This window comes from uncultured Shewanella sp. (assembly GCF_947491715.1).
GTDB lineage: Bacteria > Pseudomonadota > Gammaproteobacteria > Enterobacterales > Shewanellaceae > Shewanella.
On sequence record NZ_CANLKR010000053.1, the window covers coordinates 1 to 22,273 of the forward strand.

Annotated in this window: 16 protein-coding genes; 2 read left to right on the forward strand and 14 right to left on the reverse strand. The window is 42.6% G+C overall.

Going from position 1 to position 22,273, the window contains the following annotated elements:
- Together Q0779_RS21855 and Q0779_RS21860 are read right to left on the reverse strand one after the other, a co-directional pair.
- Positions 1-336 (reverse strand): hypothetical protein (locus tag Q0779_RS21855; protein ID WP_298776019.1); only part of this gene is annotated, 336 nt, incomplete at its 3' end.
- Between the two features lie 196 nt (positions 337-532).
- Positions 533-1,429 carry a LysR family transcriptional regulator gene (locus Q0779_RS21860; protein WP_298776021.1) on the reverse strand — a complete coding sequence of 299 codons (897 nt, stop codon included), beginning with the start codon at positions 1,427-1,429 and terminating at the stop codon, positions 533-535.
- A gap of 182 nt (positions 1,430-1,611) precedes the next feature.
- On the opposite strand from Q0779_RS21860, the gene Q0779_RS21865 reads away from it, so the two are divergent.
- Positions 1,612-2,955 carry an aldehyde dehydrogenase family protein gene (locus tag Q0779_RS21865; RefSeq protein ID WP_298776023.1) on the forward strand — a complete coding sequence of 448 codons (1,344 nt, stop codon included), beginning with the start codon at positions 1,612-1,614 and terminating at the stop codon, positions 2,953-2,955.
- A 20-nt stretch (positions 2,956-2,975) separates the two neighbouring features.
- Entirely contained in the window at positions 2,976-3,761 is a 786-nt protein-coding gene (locus Q0779_RS21870) for an oxidoreductase (protein ID WP_298776025.1), read from the forward strand.
- Here the strand turns inward: Q0779_RS21870 and Q0779_RS21875 are convergent.
- From Q0779_RS21875 to Q0779_RS21930, 12 genes are all read right to left on the reverse strand, one after another.
- Positions 3,730-7,710: a DUF6531 domain-containing protein gene (locus tag Q0779_RS21875; RefSeq protein ID WP_298776028.1), complete on the reverse strand. Its 3,981-nt coding sequence runs from the start codon at positions 7,708-7,710 to the stop codon at positions 3,730-3,732. The two genes, Q0779_RS21870 and Q0779_RS21875, sit on opposite strands and share 32 nt — an antisense overlap.
- Before the next feature lie 184 nt (positions 7,711-7,894).
- Entirely contained in the window at positions 7,895-8,182 is a 288-nt protein-coding gene (locus tag Q0779_RS21880; protein ID WP_298776030.1) for a type VI secretion system PAAR protein, read from the reverse strand.
- Positions 8,183-8,726: 544 nt separating this feature from the next.
- Complete coding sequence (locus tag Q0779_RS21885) at positions 8,727-9,407, reverse strand: hypothetical protein (protein WP_298776031.1); 681 nt, start codon at positions 9,405-9,407, stop codon at positions 8,727-8,729.
- A 35-nt stretch (positions 9,408-9,442) separates the two neighbouring features.
- Positions 9,443-9,754 carry a hypothetical protein gene (locus tag Q0779_RS21890; RefSeq protein ID WP_298776033.1) on the reverse strand — a complete coding sequence of 104 codons (312 nt, stop codon included), beginning with the start codon at positions 9,752-9,754 and terminating at the stop codon, positions 9,443-9,445.
- Between the two features lie 84 nt (positions 9,755-9,838).
- On the reverse strand, positions 9,839-10,840 hold the full coding sequence (locus tag Q0779_RS21895; protein WP_298776035.1) for a hypothetical protein: 1,002 nt from the start codon (positions 10,838-10,840) through the stop codon (positions 9,839-9,841).
- 100 nt (positions 10,841-10,940) lie between these two features.
- A complete protein-coding gene (locus Q0779_RS21900) occupies positions 10,941-11,951 on the reverse strand; it encodes a hypothetical protein (protein ID WP_298776037.1) in 1,011 nt (336 codons plus the stop codon).
- Positions 11,952-11,990: 39 nt separating this feature from the next.
- Positions 11,991-15,560: a hypothetical protein gene (locus Q0779_RS21905; RefSeq protein WP_298776039.1), complete on the reverse strand. Its 3,570-nt coding sequence runs from the start codon at positions 15,558-15,560 to the stop codon at positions 11,991-11,993.
- Positions 15,547-16,488 carry a DUF4123 domain-containing protein gene (locus Q0779_RS21910; RefSeq protein ID WP_298776040.1) on the reverse strand — a complete coding sequence of 314 codons (942 nt, stop codon included), beginning with the start codon at positions 16,486-16,488 and terminating at the stop codon, positions 15,547-15,549. The genes Q0779_RS21905 and Q0779_RS21910 overlap by 14 nt, the downstream gene beginning before the upstream one ends.
- Before the next feature lie 5 nt (positions 16,489-16,493).
- A complete protein-coding gene (gene tssI / locus Q0779_RS21915; protein WP_298776041.1) occupies positions 16,494-18,704 on the reverse strand; it encodes a type VI secretion system tip protein TssI/VgrG in 2,211 nt (736 codons plus the stop codon).
- Between the two features lie 193 nt (positions 18,705-18,897).
- Positions 18,898-19,416, reverse strand: coding sequence for an Hcp family type VI secretion system effector (locus Q0779_RS21920; protein ID WP_298776043.1), 519 nt, complete (start codon positions 19,414-19,416; stop codon positions 18,898-18,900).
- Positions 19,417-20,040: 624 nt separating this feature from the next.
- Complete coding sequence (locus Q0779_RS21925; protein ID WP_298776044.1) at positions 20,041-21,012, reverse strand: transposase; 972 nt, start codon at positions 21,010-21,012, stop codon at positions 20,041-20,043.
- A gap of 445 nt (positions 21,013-21,457) precedes the next feature.
- Positions 21,458-21,910: a hypothetical protein gene (locus Q0779_RS21930; RefSeq protein WP_298776045.1), complete on the reverse strand. Its 453-nt coding sequence runs from the start codon at positions 21,908-21,910 to the stop codon at positions 21,458-21,460.
- Positions 21,911-22,273: the final 363 nt, after the last annotated feature.

Genomic DNA, 22,273 nt, shown 5'->3' on the forward strand with positions numbered 1-22,273 from the left:
AACATTGGCATCGTTATTAGGCTTACTCGAACCACCGCCACCCAAGGGCACGGGTGACGCCCAACCCGCTTCACCATTCAATAAAGCAAAATTGGCATCATTATTAGGCTTACTCGAACCACCGCCTCCCATTGGCATCGGTGGTATCCAATTTTCCCCATTAAGCCTCACAAAAAAACGCGCACTCAAGCCTATAGCATCGAGCTTATTGGCAGCGTCCATTAATAAATACTGAGTATTAATAGGAGATATTGCCACATTTGATACAGCGCTTACTGTAGACACTTCGATGGCAACGGGGTTGATATCAATAACGGGAGGCATATCCATGAACATATTTTTTCCTTGTTTGCACTTAATTATTCATTTTAACGCAAAAGATGCTTTATTAAACAGTAATTAATCATTGTTTAACAAATAAATCAAGCTTAAGCGTTTTTTCTGCCTGTTTATTGATAAAAAATTAACGCTTACAGCTTCAAATAAAGAATGAGTTTATCTACCGTTAATAGGTCAAATAGAGTAAATAGGATTAATGTGCCTCAATGGCTTCACGTATTTTCCCTAACATCCACTTAAGTAAAGGGTCGCGCTGAGAACGTTGATGCCATGCTTGGATCACATCAAAACTCGGTGGATTTTCTTCTAAATGAATGACACTCACTTGCGCATCGGGCAATAATCTCGCCGGAATAAAAGCCACCCTATCCGTCGCTCCGACGCAAGCCAACACCGCTGAAAAACTCGGCAACGACATGACAATATTGCGTTTGAGTCCACGCTTTGAAAACCATGCATCGTGGGATCCTTTTAAATTAGCCCGCGATGGTGACACGATAATTTGTGGTAATAATGCCAATTGCTTCAATGACAAGGTTTTATTAGCCAATCGAGAACTTGATGCACAGACACACACATGATGCTCAGTAAACAAGGTTTCAAAAAGGATGTTTTGAGGAATAAACTCAGGAAACGTGAGTGCTAAATCAACCTCCCCCGATGCCATTAGGCTCTCTACATTGTCAGATTCAAACTCCCTCACAATAATTTTCAATTTAGGTGCGAGCAAGGCGATATGGCTTAAGAGCTCAGGTAGAATAACTAACATGGCATAATCACTGGTACTAATCGTAAACACTTGATCGACTTGACTCACGTCAAATTCATCTTGCTCCAATAAGGCTTCCACTTGCGATAAAATTTGCTCAATCGGCGCTGCAAGTCCTTCAGCTTTAACGGTGGGGATCACGCCATAACTGCTGCGAATAAATAATGGATCATCGAAAATATCCCGCATTTTCTTAAGTTGCTCGCTCACGGCTTGCTGCGTTAACCCCATTTGCAATGCCACTTTACTGACATTCTTTTGCACCAACAAGGCACTCAATAATCTAAGTTGTTTCAGTTCCAGCCGATTAATACCACTCATACTTGTATCTCAAACATGATTTACTTGTTTAATATTGTATCACTTATTGGTTAATCTCACCCCATTCCAAATCACTCAGCTTTTCCATTCAAATGCGCAATCAAAAACGCAAAACATAGAAAAGCATGCACCTTCAAGTATCACGAGCATCAGTGATAACAAACTATCAGCAGGCAACTAAGATGACAACACCATTAATTTCATATGATCCCAGTAATGGAGAGCCCCTAGGCTCTGTGACTTCAACAGCAATTGCAGCGCTTCCAAGCCATATCAGCGCGGCCCAAATAGCACAAAAACAATGGGTAAAGCGCCCCCTACAAGAGCGCGTTGACATCGTCACTCAAGCCTTTGCGCAAGCCGAGCCCCATCAAAATTCTCTCGCCCAGCTACTTAGCCGAGAAATGGGTAAAGATATTCGCCGTGCTACGGGTGAGGTCATGGGCGCAATTTATACCGGAGAAGCCATATCGGCAGCGGCAGCTGAGGCGCTTAAACCTCGTCAATTAGGCCATAATGCCAGTATTCAATATCAAGCGCTGGGCGTCGCTGCTGTTATCTCACCTTGGAATTATCCTCTGGCCATGGCGTGCAACTTATTGGTCCCAGCCCTCATAGCGGGTAACGCTGTCATTTTCAAGCCTTCTGAAGAAACACCGTTAATTGCTCAGGCTTTTATCGCTCACATTAATGAAGTCTTGCCTAATAATCTGCTTCAAATTGTCTTTGGTGGTGCAAAGTTAGGACAGGCTATTGTTGATAGCCCAATGGCATTAATTGCCTTTACCGGATCAAAGGCTGCTGGCATCGATATTATGCAGCGCAGCGCTCAAAGCCTAAAACGATTGGTCATGGAGCTGGGCGGAAACGATCCTATGATTGTCATGCATGATGCCAACCTTGATGCAGCCGCCAGCTTTGCCGTTGCCAGTAGTGTGGAAAATGCGGGACAAATGTGTACCTCAACCGAACGCATTTATGTCGACAAACGTGTTGCAAAGCAATTTGAAGAGAAAGTCACTCACATTGCAGCCCGTTATCGCGTCGGCCCTTGGGACAAAATGGGCGTCAATATTGGCCCTTTGATTAATATAAAACAACATCAAAAAGTGATGACTCACCTCATTGATGCTAAGCAAAAAGGAGCACGTTTTTTATTGGGAAGTACTGAGCAGCAAGCACCTTATATTCAGCCCACCGTTATCGCCGATATCACGCCCGATATGCTCATTGAGCAAGATGAAACCTTTGGCCCAGTGATTGCCATGGCAAGCTTTACTGACATTAATCAGGCCATTGAGCGAGCTAATGATTCTGAATTTGGTTTAGGGGCGGTGGTTTTTGGTTCACAAGGAGCCAGTGATGTCGCTAATCAATTAGAAGCTGGCATGGTAGCCATCAACAGTGGCGTCGGAGCAGGCGGTGATGCGCCATGGATTGGCGCCAAGCAAAGTGGATATGGATTTCATGGTTCAGCCGACGGCCATAGGCAATTCGCTCAGGCTCGATTACTCACTAGCCGTTAATTGAATCTCAGGAGGTCAACATGACAGCATTAAATATGACTCAGCCAAAACACGCTTTTGTGGTTAAATACGAAGCTGGCGCCGAAAACCCCGCTTTACCCACATGGGCTAATAATGACATTGATCCCATTCGATTAAATGAGGAACATGCCCAGTCCGTTAAATTAGTCGACAATATTGGTATTCCAGGTGGTTTTCAACTTCTCAATGTATTATCAAAAGAGGAATGTGAACGCCTCATAAACTACTCAGAAGCATTAGGTTATCTCCCCGATGCAGCGGTTTCATTACCTCGGCATGTCAGGCATAACCAAAATGTAACTTGGGTCGTTGATGAGGCAACAGACAAGGCGATTTGGAATCGAGTGAGTACACTGGCTCAGCAAGCCGCAGTGCATTATCAAGGGAAAAAACCGCTGGGGATCAATGGCCGCTTTCGATTTTATCGTTATGAAGAAGGCGATTTTTTCAAAACCCACATCGATGGTTCATGGCCTGGAAGCCGCGTTGTGGATAATGAGCTGATCAGCAACGCTTACCCCGATCGCTGGAGCCAAATGACCTTTTTGATTTTACTCAATGATGACTTCAAAGACGGAGCCACACAATTTTGGGTAGACAAAAATGATCCGACAAAGCCCACTCGAGTCTTAGAACAAGCAAACCTTGTCAATATCCACACGCCAGCTGGCGGGGTATTGTGTTTCCCTCATGGGCCGCACCCGCTTCATTGCTTGCACAGCTCTGACAAAATAGCCCAAGGCACTAAATATATTATCCGCACCGACATGTTGTTTGAGAACTAATATGTTCCAAATCAATCAATCTCGCTAAACCATCATAATGGCAGCGCCAACTATCCCCAGTGGGAAGTAATACTGCCATTAGCTTGTCTTCTTCATCCCAAATGAACCGAGTCTGTTTAGCGCTGAGTTTTGGATCATGAGCCACCTTTTCGATCATACGGCCACACACATCAAAACGATAAGTGACATGCCCTAAATTCTGTACACTATTGGCATAACGTTTATTAATTAACGGGTAATCATGTTCCTCTTGAGCAATAACTTCATTACTTATAGTTTCACTGCCTATGGTTTCACTGCCTATAATTTCACAGCTTAAGGCTTTATTGCTTATGGCTTCATTGCTTATGGAAAGAGGGGATTGATTCATCAATAAACTCTCCATATTTTGCAGCAGTCTCTGCTGTAAATTAATAGGCTCTCGCTCAAAGACACACAGTGCTTTATGCTTCACAATGGCGTTGATGGCTAAGTGTCGCTGACGAAGTGATGAAAAGTAGCGAATGAGTGCTTTATGCTCGCAGCCTGCTTGCTGAAAAAATGATGAACTTAAATATTCTCCCCGCCACGTATGTTCATCCTTTGTCTTTGGCTCTTTCTTAGCGCCTTGACTCATACCTTCATGAATGCTTTCGCCAATGACTTTTCCTTTGGGATCCAGTCGATATTCCACTCGCATTTTTCGCCCACGAACATCATCACTGTTAACCGATAACAGTTGAGACTGAGCATTATAGTTAAAGAAGGTATTACTCATCACCACTGCGCCACTCAAAGCTTGCTTTTGAATAAGACGGCCAAGGGCATCGTAATAAAATCGCAATTGCGTTCCATCAAGCCCAGTGCGTTGAACAAGTCGGCCGAGGGCATCATACTCATACTGAACTCGAAGGCCATCACCATACACTAAGTCGCTTCGCTCACCCGATGCATTAAAGCGATAACACCAATGACTCGTTTCACTTTTCATGCCCATAAGCTGTCCTTGGCCGTCATAGCCCAATTGCACTTTTTCACGTTTTTTACTCTTTTCACTTGAGGTTTTCGTGCTTTCATAATGACGTAGACAGCCAAAGGCGCCGTAAGTAAAACGATAAATACGGCAAGGAAACGCCTTTTGTGATCTTGGTGCTTGACCTTCATTAGCTTGGTTTTTACTCGCAAAATTAGCTTTATTAACTTTAGCCTTATTAACTAATGAAGATCCAGCTTCTACCTCTGCACCTAATTCAGACTCTAATTCGGCCTTAGGCGCGGCAAAAATACTGACTTTAATCAAATGAGCATTATGGCTGTACTGAAAACTCCGATCATCAATAGTCCTGTCACCCATGAATGTCGTCCACCTTGCGGGCCGCATCGACACACCATCATAGGTCCAATCTTGTGTCTTGCGCTTGAAAAATGGCTTTTGCATCAATAAGGAAGAAACAGATAAACCTCTAAGATCAAACACCCCCCCTGCTTTTCTGTCTAATTGAACACGCTTAAATTGCGTCTTCATTAAAGCCATTTCTGTTTGCCAATGCTGTGAAATAAGTCGGCCTAAATCATCATACTCAAACAAGAGTGTGTCTGTTATTTTTTGATATTGTGCATTAGCGTCTTGATCTAGCCTATTGGGTTCGCCCAGCTCATTTTGATTGCGCTGATCACTTTGAGCGCTGACTTTTTCTATACGCTCGGGTAAATAAACTGCACTCACTTGACTGTCAATGTGATACTGAAAACCGAGTTGCTCGCCATCTTGTTTTACTATCCAAGCCAGCTGACCTCGGCCACTGTATTGGTAATAAAACCTGTCACCACAAGGCAAACATGCTTGAGTGCGATTCCCTTTTTTATCATAGTGATACTGCCAAGTATTCCCCTCGCTATCAAGCGCAGAAACCAGCTTACCTTGTGCATTAAAACCGTAACGGTGAACACGATTATCACTCTGTTTAATGGCGCACACTTGGCCCCAATCATCATATTCCCAAGCCGTGTATTGCCCCAAAGGATCGATTTGGCGGCTTAATTGCCCGCCACGCCATTCAAAGGAGGTAACGCCACCCTTAGCATTAATCCATTTTACTAACTGTTTTTGTGCATTGCGGTGATAACACACTATGCCTTTATGGCTGGTTTTATGGTAGATAATGGCATTGTCATCATCATAGCGCCATTGCCCTCGACCCAACCCTTGGGCACCAAGACGTGATACCGCTCGCCCTTTATCATCATAGCGATATTGCACCCATGAAAAATCCGAGGGCACTGGCGAGTCTGTTTTTTCTTCTACAGCCTCAATGCCACTGGCGGTTTTAAGCAAATGATCACATTTGTCATAGTCATAATATGCCTGATGCCGCCCATGGGCATGACTCACGATCAATTGCTGCACAGCGTTATAGGTAAAGTCCACTAAAGGCGCAATGGTGCGCTTTTTGCTATCGGTTAACACAAGTTTTGTGATGCAAGCTTGCTCCGTTACCACCTTGATATAACGGTCGTCACTCAATAATACCCAAGTAAGCAATCCTTTTTCATAGATAAAGTGGATGCTGTTTTTATTTTCATCAACAATTTCGGATAATAATAAACGATTAGCGCCATTTGCCTGAGCCCCGTTCACATTAAAGCCCGTGACATGAAAGCCATAAGTTAACCCACTCACATGGCGCATATAATAGCGCCCTTGAAAGCGTTTAAGTCGCCAAGCGGGTAAGCTCGCCGATCGTACTTCTTGCCCTTCAAGTGGAAAGGCAAAACGGGCTTTTTGTTTTCCTTCGTCTATAAAGCAAAGCTGCCCAGACTCAATCACAAGACACAGATCCCAACTGCACCACCAAGTTCGGCCTAATAAGCCTTGGATCTTGGGCTCAGTTACAGACTCATGATGCCAAGCTGAGCAATAAACACGTTTAAAACTTAACGGAATAAAACCTGCAAGACTGAATTCTAATTGGCAAGCTTGCACCTGCCCCGTGACATTATCAACGTTCTCTCGGGCATTGGCGTTAATCTGTAATTCTTGCTTTTGAGTAAAATCTTCAAGGCTATCTGAAGCAAACATGGAACCAGACCGAGTCTGAGCCTGATTTTGAATCTTTGCCAGCAAAACGGCACTCATCTCATCCGCTGGCTTCCGTTCTGGCTTCGACTCTAACTCTAACTCTAACTCGAGCTCTGGCGCTAGCAGTGCCTCACCCATAAGATCAAACAAGGGTTCCATGCTGTGGAAGCCCGTTAAACGACATAAATAGTCATGATAAGGGTGATGATTGAGTAGAGGGCCGCTCAAACCACGAGATTGCCCCGTCAGCATTCGCTCCATAGGCCGAGATCGCTCATGTAAAAGGCCATCATAGTGGGAGCAATACCTGTCCATTAACCCCCTAAAAGGGAAAGCACAATAACGACTATCAAAACACGGACTCAGGAAGTCTTCTCGAGCAAAAAACGTTCGAGCAAACGGCTCTCGCGTCAGCCCCTTTGAAGTGAACTGGCCTTTTCTCTCGTTAGCCATTTCGTCAGCCATCTCGCAAGAGAATGTCCTCAGGCTAGCATCCTCGCCCCCAACATTAAGAAGATGAGCATTAAAACTACTGTTTTTAAAGTAAAATGGATTAGGACGCTTCACATCTTGCGCAGCAGATGTTCTATTTAATGAGCGCCTGTTGAACGGTGAGGAGGATAATCGAAATGATTGAGGAATTGATGGAATATAAGCCTTAAAGCCATTGATAGACCAAGCAGAGTCCATTGAAGCGGTATCACTAGCTTGCCTTTTTAAAGGCATGCTGATCCGACTCGATAATGACGGAGCAGAAAAGCCCTTAGCGAATTGCACACTTTTCAGAGAATAAGCAGTAACTTTAGCGACTGTTTCAAAAATGCGGTCAAAAATCAGGTCAAAAATGCGGCCCCAAAAATGGCCATTATTATTTTTTATTTTATTCAACATCACCGATTTAATCCCTCAATCCGTTCTCAAGCATCCATTCTAAAGCCAAAGAAACAACGCGCCTACAGCCTCCTCCGCTATTGCGTCATTTTATACATATTCGATACAAAAAAAGCATCACAAGATAAAACTTAAAACGTTTAAGTAACAAACTCGCCAATATTATATCTAGCCAATGTTATATCTAGCCAATATTAATGGTCCCACCACCAGAGACTGTCCCCCCGCAATCAATGGCATCCCCATCTCGCACAGCGGCTTTACCATCGATAAATACACTACTGGAACCCGCCTTAATCGAGCGCCCATGAGGCGGGTTTTTGGGCTTAATGTGTGGCAACAAGGGATCCCCCACTCGCGCCAAAGGGCTACCATCGCCTATCACAGTACCCGATCCCGACACCACTGGCGTAGGAAAATACCCATCATGTGCCGAACCAATATCACCCACTTTCACTGCATTACCCATCATGTTGTCCTTAACGTTTTCACGTATTCAATAAATTAGTCACTCAATTAAGAGAATTGAATCAAAAATAAGATAAAAATCAAATAAAGCATTAAATGAAGAATGGATCTGACTCAAAAGCAGCCTTCTCTTACAAAGGCTCTAGCCAAAAACGCACTCAATCTCTCATACCTCCGAAACTATTCCTGCAAACAAAGCAGTACTAACCAAATAGGTTATATTATTTATGCCAAAATAAAGCCCATTATCCCCCACACCATGATAACGATGAACAAGACAATCCATAGACGATCGAGGCATTCTCCCCATTTACTACGCCTTTTGCTTTGGCCACCTTCTCCAGAATTGTTATTCCCAAGATATTCATCATATTCTACGTCAGAATAAGCGCTGCAATCCCCACTACTATTTCCACCGCTATCTCCGCCGCCATCACACTCATACCTCCTTCTTGGCTCTCCATGATCGTGTCCATTTCATTTCCTAGCTTCCCTGCGTGTTTTATTCTTATCATTAAGTACTTACTACTGTCACAGTTGACTAAACATTATTGGTTCTTAGCAATGGCCGCTAAGGTTTGCTCAAACTCCTCATCTGACATATTGCGCCAAAAGTGGCTACCACGAGGATTTTTCAGTAAGTCTCCTTTTTTCGCAGAAGACACGCCACTCATATTAAGAGCCGTGCACCTCAAGCCGTTATCATCAAAGGCTTTAGTGGTAGGATCCCGCTCGCGCGCTTCTTCCAAAACAAGAATATCCGGCATGGGAGACGTCACATCCATATAAGCTTGTATCATGCTCCATAAATAATGATATTCGGCGACTAACGGGCTGCCCGGCATCAGGCTGTGCAATGGTACACCGAAGGAATAACCGTTATATCTATGCACTAGAAATAGCCCATAGTTCATCAAACCTTGCGGCGTGGGGCTGGAAGTGAGAATACAATCAAACTCATGAAACGGATGACTAAAGCGAGGTTTACCATTGCCTTTGTAAAGGGTCACCATACCTGTTTTTCGATTGAGCTCATAATGCTTTTTAGCCTTTAAAAACCAAGGGGTAAAGTAGCCTTTTTCCATCAACACCAATTGCCCCCAAAGCAACCCACTGGGCATAAATACATAAATAAATACGACATAATAATATTCTAATAAATCATTAAAAGAAAAATATTGACTAAACAGCGCTAGAAAAAAAGTCACTACACAACTAAAAGGGATCATATATAAAGCTATAAACTTTGCCACCACTGAGGTAGTTAAATACAATCCCCCCAGCCACTCATTTTTTCTTCTTTCAGAACTGTCTCATTCCAGTATAAATGCCGTTCCCCTGACGCCAGCTTATCTTCTATTTCCCGATATTCTGAAGGCTTAAAGCCTGAGGCCTGCTGAGTAGACACCACATTGCTAGGTTTTGCGAAAGGTAAATGCGCCCCTTTACGGATAGACAGTTCCCACAATCCCTTAGGCGGGATCACTTTGTCTGCTATTGGCTTATCACTTCGATAGGCACCTATATCGTAAACGCTGTCATTATCGTTATCATGTTGTTCGGCAACTAAACTCATGTCCGTCCTTGACTCTTGATTAGGGCTAAGCCTCTAAGTCGCTTCCCTGCGTGTTTTATTCTCAATGATGATGTTAAAGCTGCATTACTGGTTTTTAGCGATAGCCTTTAAGGTTTGCTCAAAATCGTCATCACTCATGTTGCGCCAAAAGTGGCTGCCTCGTTGCTTGCTCTCTGTTTTATTCGCAGCAGTCTCGCCACTCATATTAAGAGCCGTGCCCCGCAAGCCTTTATCATCAAAAGCTTTAGTCGTGGGGTCTTTTTCACGAGCAGGCTCTAATACCAAAATATCTGGCATGGGAGACGTCACATCCATATAAGCTTGTATCATATTCCACAGGTAATGATATTCCGCCACTAACGGGCTGCTCGGCATCAGGCTGTGCAATGGTACACCGAAGGAATAACCGTTATATCTATGCACTAGAAATAGCCCATAGTTCATCAAACCTTGCGGCGTGGGGCTGGAAGTGAGAATACAATCAAACTCATGAAACGGATGACTAAATCTGGGTTTTCCATTGCCTTTATAAAGGGTCACCATGCCCGTTTTGCGATTGAGCTCATAATGCTTTTTCGCCTTTAAAAACCAAAGGGTAAAATAGCCTCGATTCATTAATTCAAATTGTCCCCATAGCAAACCACTGGGCAGTAAAACATACATTGATGCTAATAAAAAAATCTCTATAGCACCTATAATAGGCTCCCCTTCAAAAATAACTGCATGTAGGAGTACTAGAAAAAAAATAGGTGGAAAAATCCAACAAATAATTTTTCCCAATCCAGAGGCGTATAAGTAAACTGCTGTCCAACCACTTAACTTTTCTTGCGATAATTTCGTTTCCGTCCAAAAGAAACCTTTATGTTTATTATCCGGATCTTGGTCAACCTTTCGATATTCGGATGGCGTCATATCGGCAATAGCCGTGGTTGAAACCTTATCCGTTGGTTGAGTCAAAGGTAATGGCGTGCCTTGACGCATTAAACCTTCCCATAATCCCATGGGGTGTACAGCACGGTCTGCTATCGGCTGATCACTTCTGTAGGCAGTCTCCAGATAGCCAAGTTGTTCTAACGATGCGCTCATGTTCGTCCTTGACTCTTGATTAGGGCTAAGCCTCTAAGTCGCTTCCTTGCGGGGTTATTCTTATCATTAAGTACTTACTACTGTCACAGTTGACTAAACATTACTGGCTCTTAGCGATAGTCTTTAAAATCTGCTCAAAGTCCTCATCACTCATATTGCGCCAAAAGTGGCTGCCACGAGGATTTTTCAGTAAGTCTCCTTTATTCGCAGCAGTCTCGCCACTCATATTAAGCGCAGTGCCCCGCAAGCCTTTGGCGTCAAACTCACGAGTGGTAGGATCCCGCTCCCGCGCTTCTTCCAAAACAAGAATATCCGGCATGGGAGAAGTGACATCCATATAAGCTTGTATCATATTCCACAAATAATGATATTCCGCCACTAACGGACTGCCGGGCATCAAACTTTGCAGCGGTACACCGAAAGAATAACCGTTATATCTATGCACCAGGAATAGCCCATAGTTCATCAGGCCTTGCGGCGTGGGACTGGAAGTGAGAATACAATCAAACTCATGAAACGGATGACTAAATCTGGGTTTACCATTACCTTTATAAAGGGTCACCATGCCCGTCTTTCGATTGAGCTCATAGTGCTTTTTGGCCTTTAAAAACCAAAGGGTAAAGTAGCCTCGATTCATTAATTCGAATTGTCCCCAAATAACACTACAAGGCAATAAAAAATAAAATGTTAATATTAAATAAAAGTCAATCAAATCAGAAAATGAAAAATATTGACTAGAAAATGCTAGAAAAAAAATAACCACATAAGAAAATGGTAATAGGAAAAGACACATTATTTTAGCAAGGCCAGATAGGTTTAAATATATGGAAGTCCAACCACTCAACTTTTCTTGCGATAATTTCGTTTCCGTCCAAAAAAAATCGTTGTGTTTATTTTTTGGGTCTTGATTGACCTTTCGATATTCTGATGGCGTCATATCGGCAATGGCTGTAGTCGAAACCTTTTCACTTGGCTGAGTTAAAGGTAATGGCGTGCCTTGACGCATTAAACCTTCCCATAAGCCCATGGGATATACAGCACGTTCTGCTATTGGTTTATCACTTCTGTAGGCAGTCTCGAGATAGTCAAGTTGTTCTAACGATGCGCTCATGTTCGTCCTTAAAATCTATTTCATAAAAAAGTATTATGCTTATCTCAGCGGATAATGCTGCTCATCGGCCCAATAGTAATCTTTATCGGTAAATTGGGGTGCAGCTTTAGGATCCGCTTTTTGTGCCAACTGATCCAGCGGCAAACGGGGAAAGGCTAAATCACCAATGCTTAATTGCGCCCGCACACTAAAGTGGGGGGCAAATGTCTCACGTCGAACAGCAGTACGCTCAAACAGCCCCATATTGAGTTCAGTATTATCCTTGGGTACCTTAAGCTTAAAACTCATTAGATATAATTTACCTTCGATAGTATCAATGGTCTCAATCACTGGGCTATTCACTTCGGCTTGTTGAATAATCTCAATGGTTGGTATCGGTTCTGAACGAGTCATTCGAGTGAACATCTTCGTGCTCTTTTGAATGGCTTGACGGGCAAAAAAGCGCATCTTCACTTGGTCGGCATTCAGTAACTGCAACAAGTTACTGCGCACTAAAATGCCGTGGGTCACGCCGCGCTGCTTAAATTTGGCAATGGCATCGGCAGGGAACTTGATTTTATCGATAGAATAAGTACTGATAGACAGCGACATCACAAGATTGATCAGCTGCATAAAGGCCTCTTGAGGCTCTTGCAGCTTGGCATAATCACCATCCATTGCAGGCTCGTCCCCAAAAGGGCCATTTTTCAGCCACGTCTCTATGGGGGTGTCTTTAAAGTAGTAATACAGTAACCCACCCGCTACTGCGATGCCTATCCCTAACCAAGCTATGGGACCAAAACCTAAGAATGCACTAGAAGCGGTAAAGAAAGTTGCCGCAATACTGGTCATGGCCGTGCCCAGCGCCACCATGCCCATGGCCATGGCCGCATCATTATCTTTTGCACTATAAAGCCGCACCGTATCCCACACCGCAATGCCCGCAGTGAGCATACCCGCAGCAAAACCTGCTAATTGCAAGCGAGTCACACCTGAGACTAATCTCATTCCCCATTTTTTGGACGTAAAACGCGCAATAACATCAGGAGAAAATCGAATGCTTTCCACATTGACTGCCAGAGATAAACGCGATGCATTGTTTGTCATTAATTTATGGGCATTCACAAGCGCAATAGCCAAATCCATTGAAGCACTAATTACATTCGCACCTATTTTTGTAGCATTACTTTCAGTTTTTAAGCCTTCAATAGTCTGCTGTAAATTAATAATTTCAATGGCCACCAGCCAATAAGGCAATCGTAATGTTTCATAGCTGTTGCTGATACTGCGGCCTTCTTTATGTAAATCATTCAGTACTTGTTTCAGCTTCATTTTATCTTTGGCGAGCTCGCTATTTTCGGGTACGACCACCACAGCGGCCTTTTGACGACTCAGGGCCGCTCCTGCGGTGGCCGCATTCTGATCTAATTGTGACTTTTTAGTGGAGGCGATTAACTGGCCGCTCTCATCGTGCAAGCTACCATAGGCCACTTTTCCTTTTCGCTTAGCTTCATCCATGCTTCTCCCATATAAGTAGGCTTTGTCACCTTCTGTTACGCCATATTTCAGCCCCGCCCCTTGCACACCCACCACGTAACCTTTTACTGCTTCACCTGTGGTGGGCACATACACCATTTCGCTTAAATACTTAGAGTTTACCGCTTTTAAGGTACTCAAGGCGGGGGCATACAAGGCGGTAAAGTTAATCTGAATACTTTGCTTCATCGTCTCCGTTTGTAATTTGAGTAAAAGTTCAAATAACTCTTGGAAAATATTGCCCATCACCCCCGAAATACGCCTAAAGTTGCCAAATTGGTTTTCACCGTTATCCACCATTTTGGTGGCCAGCAATAAATCAAGGGTCTCGATTTTATCTTCACTCATGAGCAAATTGTCATTTGCCCAGCGAGCGATGTTGGCAGGTGTGGCCAAGCCTGAGCCATCATTATCCGCCTCAGGCGGCGTATACTTGCCATCCAGTGGCACTTCATCTGTGCTGACAAATAAAATCGAATGCAACGGATGTTTATCGTCAGGGTTTAGCAAAGAGGCTAACGTGGCTAGGTGAGCATGGGGCTTTTTGTCCTCATCCGGCAACAAAGTATCCATGGCATCGGGATCCATATTGAGTGCCCCCACAGCCCTGCCCGCCAATAGATGTGCCGTGGCGCCATTGATGTCATTGAGTGAGCTGAAATCTTTCAAGCAAATCGCGGTTTGTTCATCATTAAACACTTTAGCCAAAGAGGCTTGTAGGGTTCGACAATCACAGCGAAACTGACTGCGCTCAATGCTGCGTATGCGGCGATGAAAGACCCCTGCTAAGTAATTGTCTATCTCGTCACTGAATTTATGATAAGGATTGGTTTTATCGCCCATTTTTTTGGGCATAATGATACGCTGCACTAATTCGGCACTTTGAACATGGGGTTCTTGCCCCGCTTGAGTTTGCACATCTTGTAAATAATTAAAGCAATACAGCGTCATGGCGCTGTGATGACGCAATATGAAACTTTGATCGATAAAGGGCAGCACATACAGTTTTCGAGTTTTAGCATCTTTAAGATAATCCAAAGACTGACCCACATCATCAAACACTACGCCTTGATTGGCCGAGCCTGTGATCTCTGCCAGCGCTGCAAATTTAGCGCCATATTCTAACTCGAGATCCGATCTGTTTTTAAATACCTCAAGGGCACCACTCCCTCCTTGTTGCAACTTTTGTTGCTCCGCTTTGACTTTTTTATACAGGCTACTCATGTAATCGCCAGATAAATCGCGATTAAACAGCAAAGGATTAGCCAATTCCAGTTCAACCTCAATCATCCTTGCACGCATGGGCTTTAGCGTTGAAGCCTTAACTAAGTCTTTGTCTCTATCAATATTGACCTGAGAAAACGCTACAGTGCGCTCGGCTAACGCCTCTTCAGTTTTTTCAAGAAAGTTAATTCTTGCACCACTCCATTGCACTTCTGAGTAAGCAATCCGTAAATAAGTGCCCTCCTCATTATCTTTAGCGGGCAGCCAAATATCATTGAGCGGCACACCTGTTGCCACGCGGGGATCATTACTAAAAGGCTTATTCCGCCCCGCACGATAAGCATAAAGATGCACATCTTTAAGCTGCACACTGCCATCATCTTGGGTGCGAATTTCAATTTCTCGCCATGCACGGCCGCGATAAAATACATACAAATAACCATTTCGAACTGGCGCTAACCTGTCTCTGTCTTTAAGGGATGTGTCAAAGCTGGGCATTAAGGTCAGCGGCATAATGGCATGTAATAAATAATTTTGCCTATCATCCGCGACCCGCTTTGACGACACGACGGCATCATACAGAGGCAGCATGATATCTTTCGATTCAGTGTTATCTTCTGATCCTGTTTTTACCGCCAACCACGCATTCAATGGGCTGGGTTGTTCGCAGCAGTTCCAGCTATGAATACATGAATCATCAAGCATTTCTGTTTCTACATGTTTTTCAAGAAACTCTTGCTCTATTTGATCCGTTTCATCAAATAATTTAATGCTTTGTACATCATTGTGCTCAATGCCCGTAACCTCAATAAAGAGTTTTTTTCCAGCACCATCACAGGCCGGTCCTTGGCTAATTTTATTCACAGACATATAAAGCATCCTTTCTTAACATGGTTTCTAAACATTGTAATTTCTCATGGGCAGTGAGTGCGTCCAAGCTAGGATCAGACAAGCGTGCTGGATTAATTTGGGGATATTGTTGACGTAGATAAAAATAAGCATCTAACTCTTGCACTTGATAAAAGCCCAATTGCTCAACTTGTTTGATATAAGTACGGTATAAATTACGTTCGTCCACATTTGGCAGCGACTGCATGCTTTCTTTAAAGAAACGCACAATATTTTTGTCATCAAATTGCAACTCTAATGCCTGTTGTTGGGACTCTCGCAATTGCCATAACGGAAACAAGGCTTGATTACCTAATGTATCCCTATCGCTACAAAGATCATAACTAGGTGCTGGGTTCTCAACTTGTCGCCATTGACCGAGAACCTCTTCCCCGCCGTTGTGCCATTGCTCATACCAATGCAGATACAATAACGGCCCCATCCATTCTTGAGTGTCTTGGAGCTGAGCTTCTCCAAAAAAATACCGAGCGACATTAGGGTTTTGAAAATGAAACACGCCTTTTCGTTTACCCGAAAATTGGATCAATACTCGATGACGGAGATAAGCTAACACCATATCAAAAGACACCGTTGCTCTGACGGAGACAATGATCCCAGACCAAGGCGTTTGATCTTGAATAAAGGGTTCTAGATTGGCAGGTGATTGTTGAACATTTGATTGAAACACTTCAAAAAGCGGATCGTCTTGAAAAATATTCACCACATAAGGGCTTTGCTCAAGTAAATCTGCAACTGGTGTGTCTATATAAAGAGGCGCAATATCGCTATTGCCAACATACGTATATATTTCTCGTGCTAAGTCTGGATGAGCGTGCGCCACTAGATAATGAGACAACATGATCCCATCACTGTCTTGTTTGGGTAAAACTAAGCCATTTTTCATACTCATCACTTTTACCTGCAAGGACAATCAGTGAGTGGACAAGAACCGTCCGCTTGTTTTTGACAAGCCTGAGTAATAGCTGTGTCTTCACGTTGATCAATGATCATTTTATGCTTGAGTGCTGGCGTCACTGCCACCGCTGCTGGCGCCTCATTAGCCGCAAGCTCGACGGCGGTGTAATCAAAGTTGGCTTCGCCTGCTGTGGTTTCAAGGGTCGCGGCTTGGAGTTCCAATTCCGCCGCCTCAGGATTAATGGCATCATCAAGGTTTTCGGGTAACGTCGGTTTTTTCGGGCTGGCGCTGCTGCCGCTGCCTTTACCGCCTCCGGCATTGAGGTTAATGGCTGAGCCTGACACATGCACGCCGCCACTGTCGACTTTGACGAAACTGCCCCCCGCTTTGACCGTTATACCCTTTGCCGCCTCAATCACGACTTTTTGGCCCGCTTTAATATGGATTTCACTGCTGGCTTCATCTACCCATAACTTGCCCGCTTTCACATGCAAGCTGCCACTCACTTGCAAATGATGGTTTTTCTTCACTAATGTGCGGCTTTCACCTTCAATATTCACATGCTCACTGCCACCCACTTGGGCAAAACGTTCACCTTCAATATGATGATGTTGATCATGTTTGATGTCTTGCAGGTGATCGTTTTCCACCAATGTGTGCATGTCTTTTTGCCCATGCAGGTAAATTTCTTCCTCATCCACTTCATCGTCAAAATAAAGCTCGTTACTGCCTTCGCCTTTATGGGTTTGGGTTTTCATAACCATGCGGCTTTGGTGTTCAGGCAAAGGATAAGGCGGTAAATTCAGCGCATTATGGGTACGCCCCGTAATGATGGGTTGATCCGGATCCCCTTCAATAAAAGATACGATGACTTCATGGCCAATACGAGGCACCGACATCATGCCATATTGGCTGCCTGCCCAACCTTGGCTCACTCGCACCCAACAACTGGAGACATCATCGCCGTTACTGTATCTGTCCCAGGGAAATTGTAATTTCACACGGCCAAATTCATCGCAATAAATCTCTTCCCCTTCAGGGCCCACCACCACGGCTTTTTGTACGCCATTGACTAAGGGTTTAGGGTTAGGTGTTGCCTGCCAAGCGCCATTGGCTGGGATCACAGTGAATTGATTATTAAAGGTGGTGGGAGTGGTACTGTTTGTTTCTTCCGCGCCCGCTCCTTGCACGCCTTCATGGCTAACCTGCGTCAGCAGCCAGTCTCGGTTTATGCTGTCATCACTGTGCCCAGTAAGAGGGAATTTATAGCCCGCTTGCATGGCCATAATATTGCCTTTCCCTGCAGCTTGCACCGCATCACGGCGTAAATAATTCAGCCTTGCTTGACTAAAGACTTGCCCTGAAGTGTCATCTTTAAAGCGACCCGGAAAATCAAAGTGCTGGTAATTATCATTTTGATGTTCAAGGTCATTCGCCAGACTTTCTAGCAAAAAGCTATAATTGGGATTTTTAAAACTAGCATCTTTTAAACTCACGCTGGCAGGTTTAACTTGATGAGTTAACGTAAATTGCCGTACAAAAGGCGCACTCGACACTCCGCCACTTAGCGCATTATAAGGCACATAAGCTTGCAGAAAACTCAGCTTTAAATTGGAATCACTGAAGACTAAAGTATGGCTCGTCGCCGTATGCTCAAAATGATAAACCAGTCCTTCTTCAGCCGCGAGACGCGTAATAAAATCAAAATCCGTTTCTCGATATTGCACACAATATTCACGCAAGCGTTCATTCAACGCGGAATCGCAATTAAACGCAAAGTCAGTTATCCCCATTTCATTCAATATGATGGAAATAATAGACAGTACGCCAGTCGCTTGGAATATTCGGCTATTTTGCCGCAGCTTTAAGCGCGACAGTGCAGGTACTAAGGTCAGATAATATTGGGTATGGTGATGGCCTGTATCGCCTTTAGTGAAATCACTGACAATACCATGCACTTGACGGGTAATTTCACCATCGACAGCCCATTGCATCAGCCCAGGTAAATCAACAATGTCCACTGGGTCCAAATCACTTTGGCGACTCAACAAGGTCAATTTAACTTCAAAAGGCGTGGACAAGCCCTCATTAAAACGAAACTCAGTTAATGCAAAACATTCGGGATCTAGCCCTTCTGCACTAAATTGATATCGCAGTCCTGTGCCCGACAGTATGCCTGTGACTTCTTGCTCTGTTGTTGATGCCGTCATAGTAAAATCCTTTTCCCCATTCAAAAACATGCATATTATTAAACTGTTACCTTCTATAGCAGCTTAATAATATACAAGCTCACCTTTCTTTATAAGAAAAAGGCTTCATGTTGAAGCCTTTTATTAAATATTGCTTTATTGGCCTAGCAAACTCAATGGTTTATTAGGAAGATAACACTATTGATACTGAAGCTTATGCTTCAGTTGGTTTACGCCAGTCATCAGAACCTGATGTACCCGCGGTAGTGTGATCCCAATTAATCTGACGATAAGCAAGCGACACTTTTACAAGCTGAGTGAAATCGGATTGCGTTGGATCTTGACAATGTGGCATGTGACAATCGATATCGACAATGGTTGCACCTTCTAAAGAGGTAGAGAAGAAATGCTCTTGCTTACCTTCAATTGAGGTACGGTACCAGTTAAGTACCACAGTATTCAATTTCTCGCCCGTTGAAAGTGCGTTATACATTAGCGGTACCGCTTTGTTTAACGCAACAGTGAAGATAAATGGCTTATGAACACGTTGACCTGAAGGTTGACCCGATTGTGGATCTGTTGGTACTGTCACAACATGGTTGAACTCTTGTACTAGCATCTCATCTTCATGACCTTCAACGAAGATATCGCCCACAGAATCAGAGGTGAATGCACCTGCAGTAATATTACCTTGAGTTTGACCTTCGATTGAGATATAACATGGCGTTGGCATAGTTTAATTCCTTTTTAATTAACTACTTATTTATTTTTAATTGTCGTTATTTTGTCGGCAACTGCAATAATTGAGTTAACCCACAAAATGACAAAGTAAGTCCTTTTTTATCCAACTTACTCCGAACGATCTAACGGTGCATTACTTTACTTATTTTCTGACTTACAAAATAAAGCAATGCATGAAAAGTAATAACAGTGTCTCTTTAACTTTCTAAAGTCGATTCAACTGCGACTATCACTTCCCTTAATTTCGCTCTTAATAAAGCATTTAGCGTGCCAACTTTTAAGCAATTGTTTTTATTAATTAAAAAAAATACCACATAGAAAATCGAGCAATAACTTGCTCGAAATGGGCAAAAACTTGCCCAAATGAGCAAAAAATTGCCCAGTTGTTAAACTCACAAAAAAATCAAGCCACCCATTGTTAAGTATCAATACTAAAGCCAGTATCTAATTTTTTGGTATAAGAAAACTTAGGGAATAGACACCTATTTGAATTTCACGATACGCATCATTTTAAATATAAAGATTACAGAATTGATAATGAATCAGCATATGATGTTGGTAATCAACAAAGTACTTCCATTAAGAGAGTATTATGATCGACTAGGTTTTTTCGCCATTAACAAATATATTGACAACAAGCTGAGAAGTGTCGCCTTCGTTTTTCTAGGTGTTCACAATAACGAGTTAGTTCTTGTAACGTCCCCACGGGACCATGAAAAATCCGACCAAAATCATTAGTCAATTTTAACCAATTTTCAGCTGACATATTTAAACAACTTAATATATCCATCGTCGAAGGACTCATAACACCTCCTTTTCCTTCACTAATAATACGTCCAGTCTCATCCACTAACTGCAAATAATTTTGAACATTAAACCTTAGGCCTTTAGGCATGTTCATATACTCATTTCCAACAAACGGCACTAAATAATTCGGCTGCTGTCCTGTTATCGCCGCATTAATACGTTGCTGAATACTTGTATAGTTTGATTCTTGTAGCGTTTTCGCTACCTTTCCACGTATAGGGTTTAAATCTACATAAGCCATACAGGAAAGTAACGCCGCTTCATCAAGCAATGCTTGACTCTTAAACCGCCCTTCCCAAAAGTGACCTGTGCATTTATCTTCATGGTTAGCCTTTCGAGCAATAGGTTCATTCAAACAGCGCATAAACCAGCTTATATCACTTAAACGGCTACGATACTCAGCAATCAAACTTTTTAATGTATTCACCTCATAATCTTCAATAACTTTCCCATTCACAAATTGGTGAGTGAGCTCAGATCCTTTAAAAAGCTGATGCCATTGTTGAACAACCTCTTTATCAGACCACTGATTAGCTTGTTCTATATCAATATAAAGCACCACATGTAAATGATTCGACATCACCGCATACGCAGCAATATCTATTGCAAAGATTGAAGAAAGTTTTAACAATTGATTTTCTACCCAAGCACGACGATGGTTGTAATTCTTACCTGTTAAAGGATCTTCACCACACAAATACGCTCGGCGTACTACACGACTACAGCAATGATAATAAGAGGTATCTTCAATACTTATCTGAGTTCTTCTTGGACGTGGCACGGTCAACTCCATTTCACCAACATCGTTAATCACTCAAGTTTAGTCAAACCAACAAAAATAGGCTATTAACAATAGCTGGCATTATTGTTTCCTCTGCAATGATATTATTAATATCAAGCTCTATAAGTTGACTGCTTCTACTTAAACCTTCATTGATACAGAGCCCCGATGTAGCCGCCAATATCTTATTTTGTCGTAGATTCATATTTAACAATACCTATTTAACAATGCCTATTTAACAATGCCTGTCCAAGTTATTCCTATATTGTTCGCTCTTAGATTAAAGTGAGCCTAGACATTAATCAGGGCGTTATTGCGGAATTTATGAAAAAGATTAAGAATGCTGGACTACAGCAAGCTTTTTAAAAAGCATTCACAAGGTCTGATGCAAATAAAAGGCGATATATTCAATCGCCTTATCTTATACAGGAAAGATTTTCAATTTCTAATAGTTAGAACCAAATGTCTCATTTATAAAACCCCTGCTATCCTTCGACATTTCATACTGCCCAAGACCACGATTATATTCCCACTCTAACCGAAATGAATTACCATCATTGTCAATCCTTAAGTAATAATTACCCATAACTGAAGATTGAAAGCAGCTATCATCGTCTTTCACTTTATGTTGTATAGCCTTAAAAATACTCTCAAATTGTTTACCGCTTATATCTGAAATAAACAATTTAACAACTTGAGCTTTAATCTCACTTACCTGCTCCCTCTTAGCAAAATCTGTTCCGATAAAATCATCAAAAAACTTTAAGTTACTAATTATACAATCAATTGCTCGCTTAAATGCTGATGATATTTTATCATATTTCATCTTGTCTTCAGAAGAGTTCAAGTCATAAGAATATGATGATAAATAAGAATTATTTGATTCTATTCCGTTCATAATACAACCAATAAAAAAGAAAAAACAACAATTAACAAATAACAAACTCAACCAATATCAAAAAAACAATAAATTGTAAGAAAGATCATGAAGCTATATTAATAAAACAATGATCAAAAAACAAACCATGCTAGGCAAATTAAGTATTTAACACTACCCCTTAGTCTGATTTTAAAGACTAAGTACAAGAGTGAGGTTCACTTCCTTTCCCACCAGATCCGCGTATTCGGATTGCTCACCATCATGCACGACTTAACAATGCCTGCCCTGAAATTTCTTTTTTTCAATTAACACCTGCATGTCTTTTTGGGCACGGAAATACACCACCTCTTCATATTCAAACACGACTTCATCGCCTTCGAC

Coding starts and splice junctions, on each gene's coding strand:
- Q0779_RS21900 (WP_298776037.1), bottom strand. CDS start 11,951: ATGAGCGCATCGTTAGAACAACTTGACTATCTCGAGACTGCCTACAGA.
- Q0779_RS21870 (WP_298776025.1), top strand. CDS start 2,976: ATGACAGCATTAAATATGACTCAGCCAAAACACGCTTTTGTGGTTAAA.
- Q0779_RS21910 (WP_298776040.1), bottom strand. CDS start 16,488: ATGAGTATGAAAAATGGCTTAGTTTTACCCAAACAAGACAGTGATGGG.
- Q0779_RS21885 (WP_298776031.1), bottom strand. CDS start 9,407: ATGATCCCTTTTAGTTGTGTAGTGACTTTTTTTCTAGCGCTGTTTAGT.
- Q0779_RS21875 (WP_298776028.1), bottom strand. CDS start 7,710: ATGTTGAATAAAATAAAAAATAATAATGGCCATTTTTGGGGCCGCATT.
- Q0779_RS21880 (WP_298776030.1), bottom strand. CDS start 8,182: ATGATGGGTAATGCAGTGAAAGTGGGTGATATTGGTTCGGCACATGAT.
- Q0779_RS21930 (WP_298776045.1), bottom strand. CDS start 21,910: ATGAACGGAATAGAATCAAATAATTCTTATTTATCATCATATTCTTAT.
- Q0779_RS21890 (WP_298776033.1), bottom strand. CDS start 9,754: ATGAGTTTAGTTGCCGAACAACATGATAACGATAATGACAGCGTTTAC.
- Q0779_RS21920 (WP_298776043.1), bottom strand. CDS start 19,416: ATGCCAACGCCATGTTATATCTCAATCGAAGGTCAAACTCAAGGTAAT.
- Q0779_RS21860 (WP_298776021.1), bottom strand. CDS start 1,429: ATGAGTGGTATTAATCGGCTGGAACTGAAACAACTTAGATTATTGAGT.
- Q0779_RS21895 (WP_298776035.1), bottom strand. CDS start 10,840: ATGAGCGCATCGTTAGAACAACTTGGCTATCTGGAGACTGCCTACAGA.
- tssI (WP_298776041.1), bottom strand. CDS start 18,704: ATGACGGCATCAACAACAGAGCAAGAAGTCACAGGCATACTGTCGGGC.
- Q0779_RS21905 (WP_298776039.1), bottom strand. CDS start 15,560: ATGTCTGTGAATAAAATTAGCCAAGGACCGGCCTGTGATGGTGCTGGA.
- Q0779_RS21865 (WP_298776023.1), top strand. CDS start 1,612: ATGACAACACCATTAATTTCATATGATCCCAGTAATGGAGAGCCCCTA.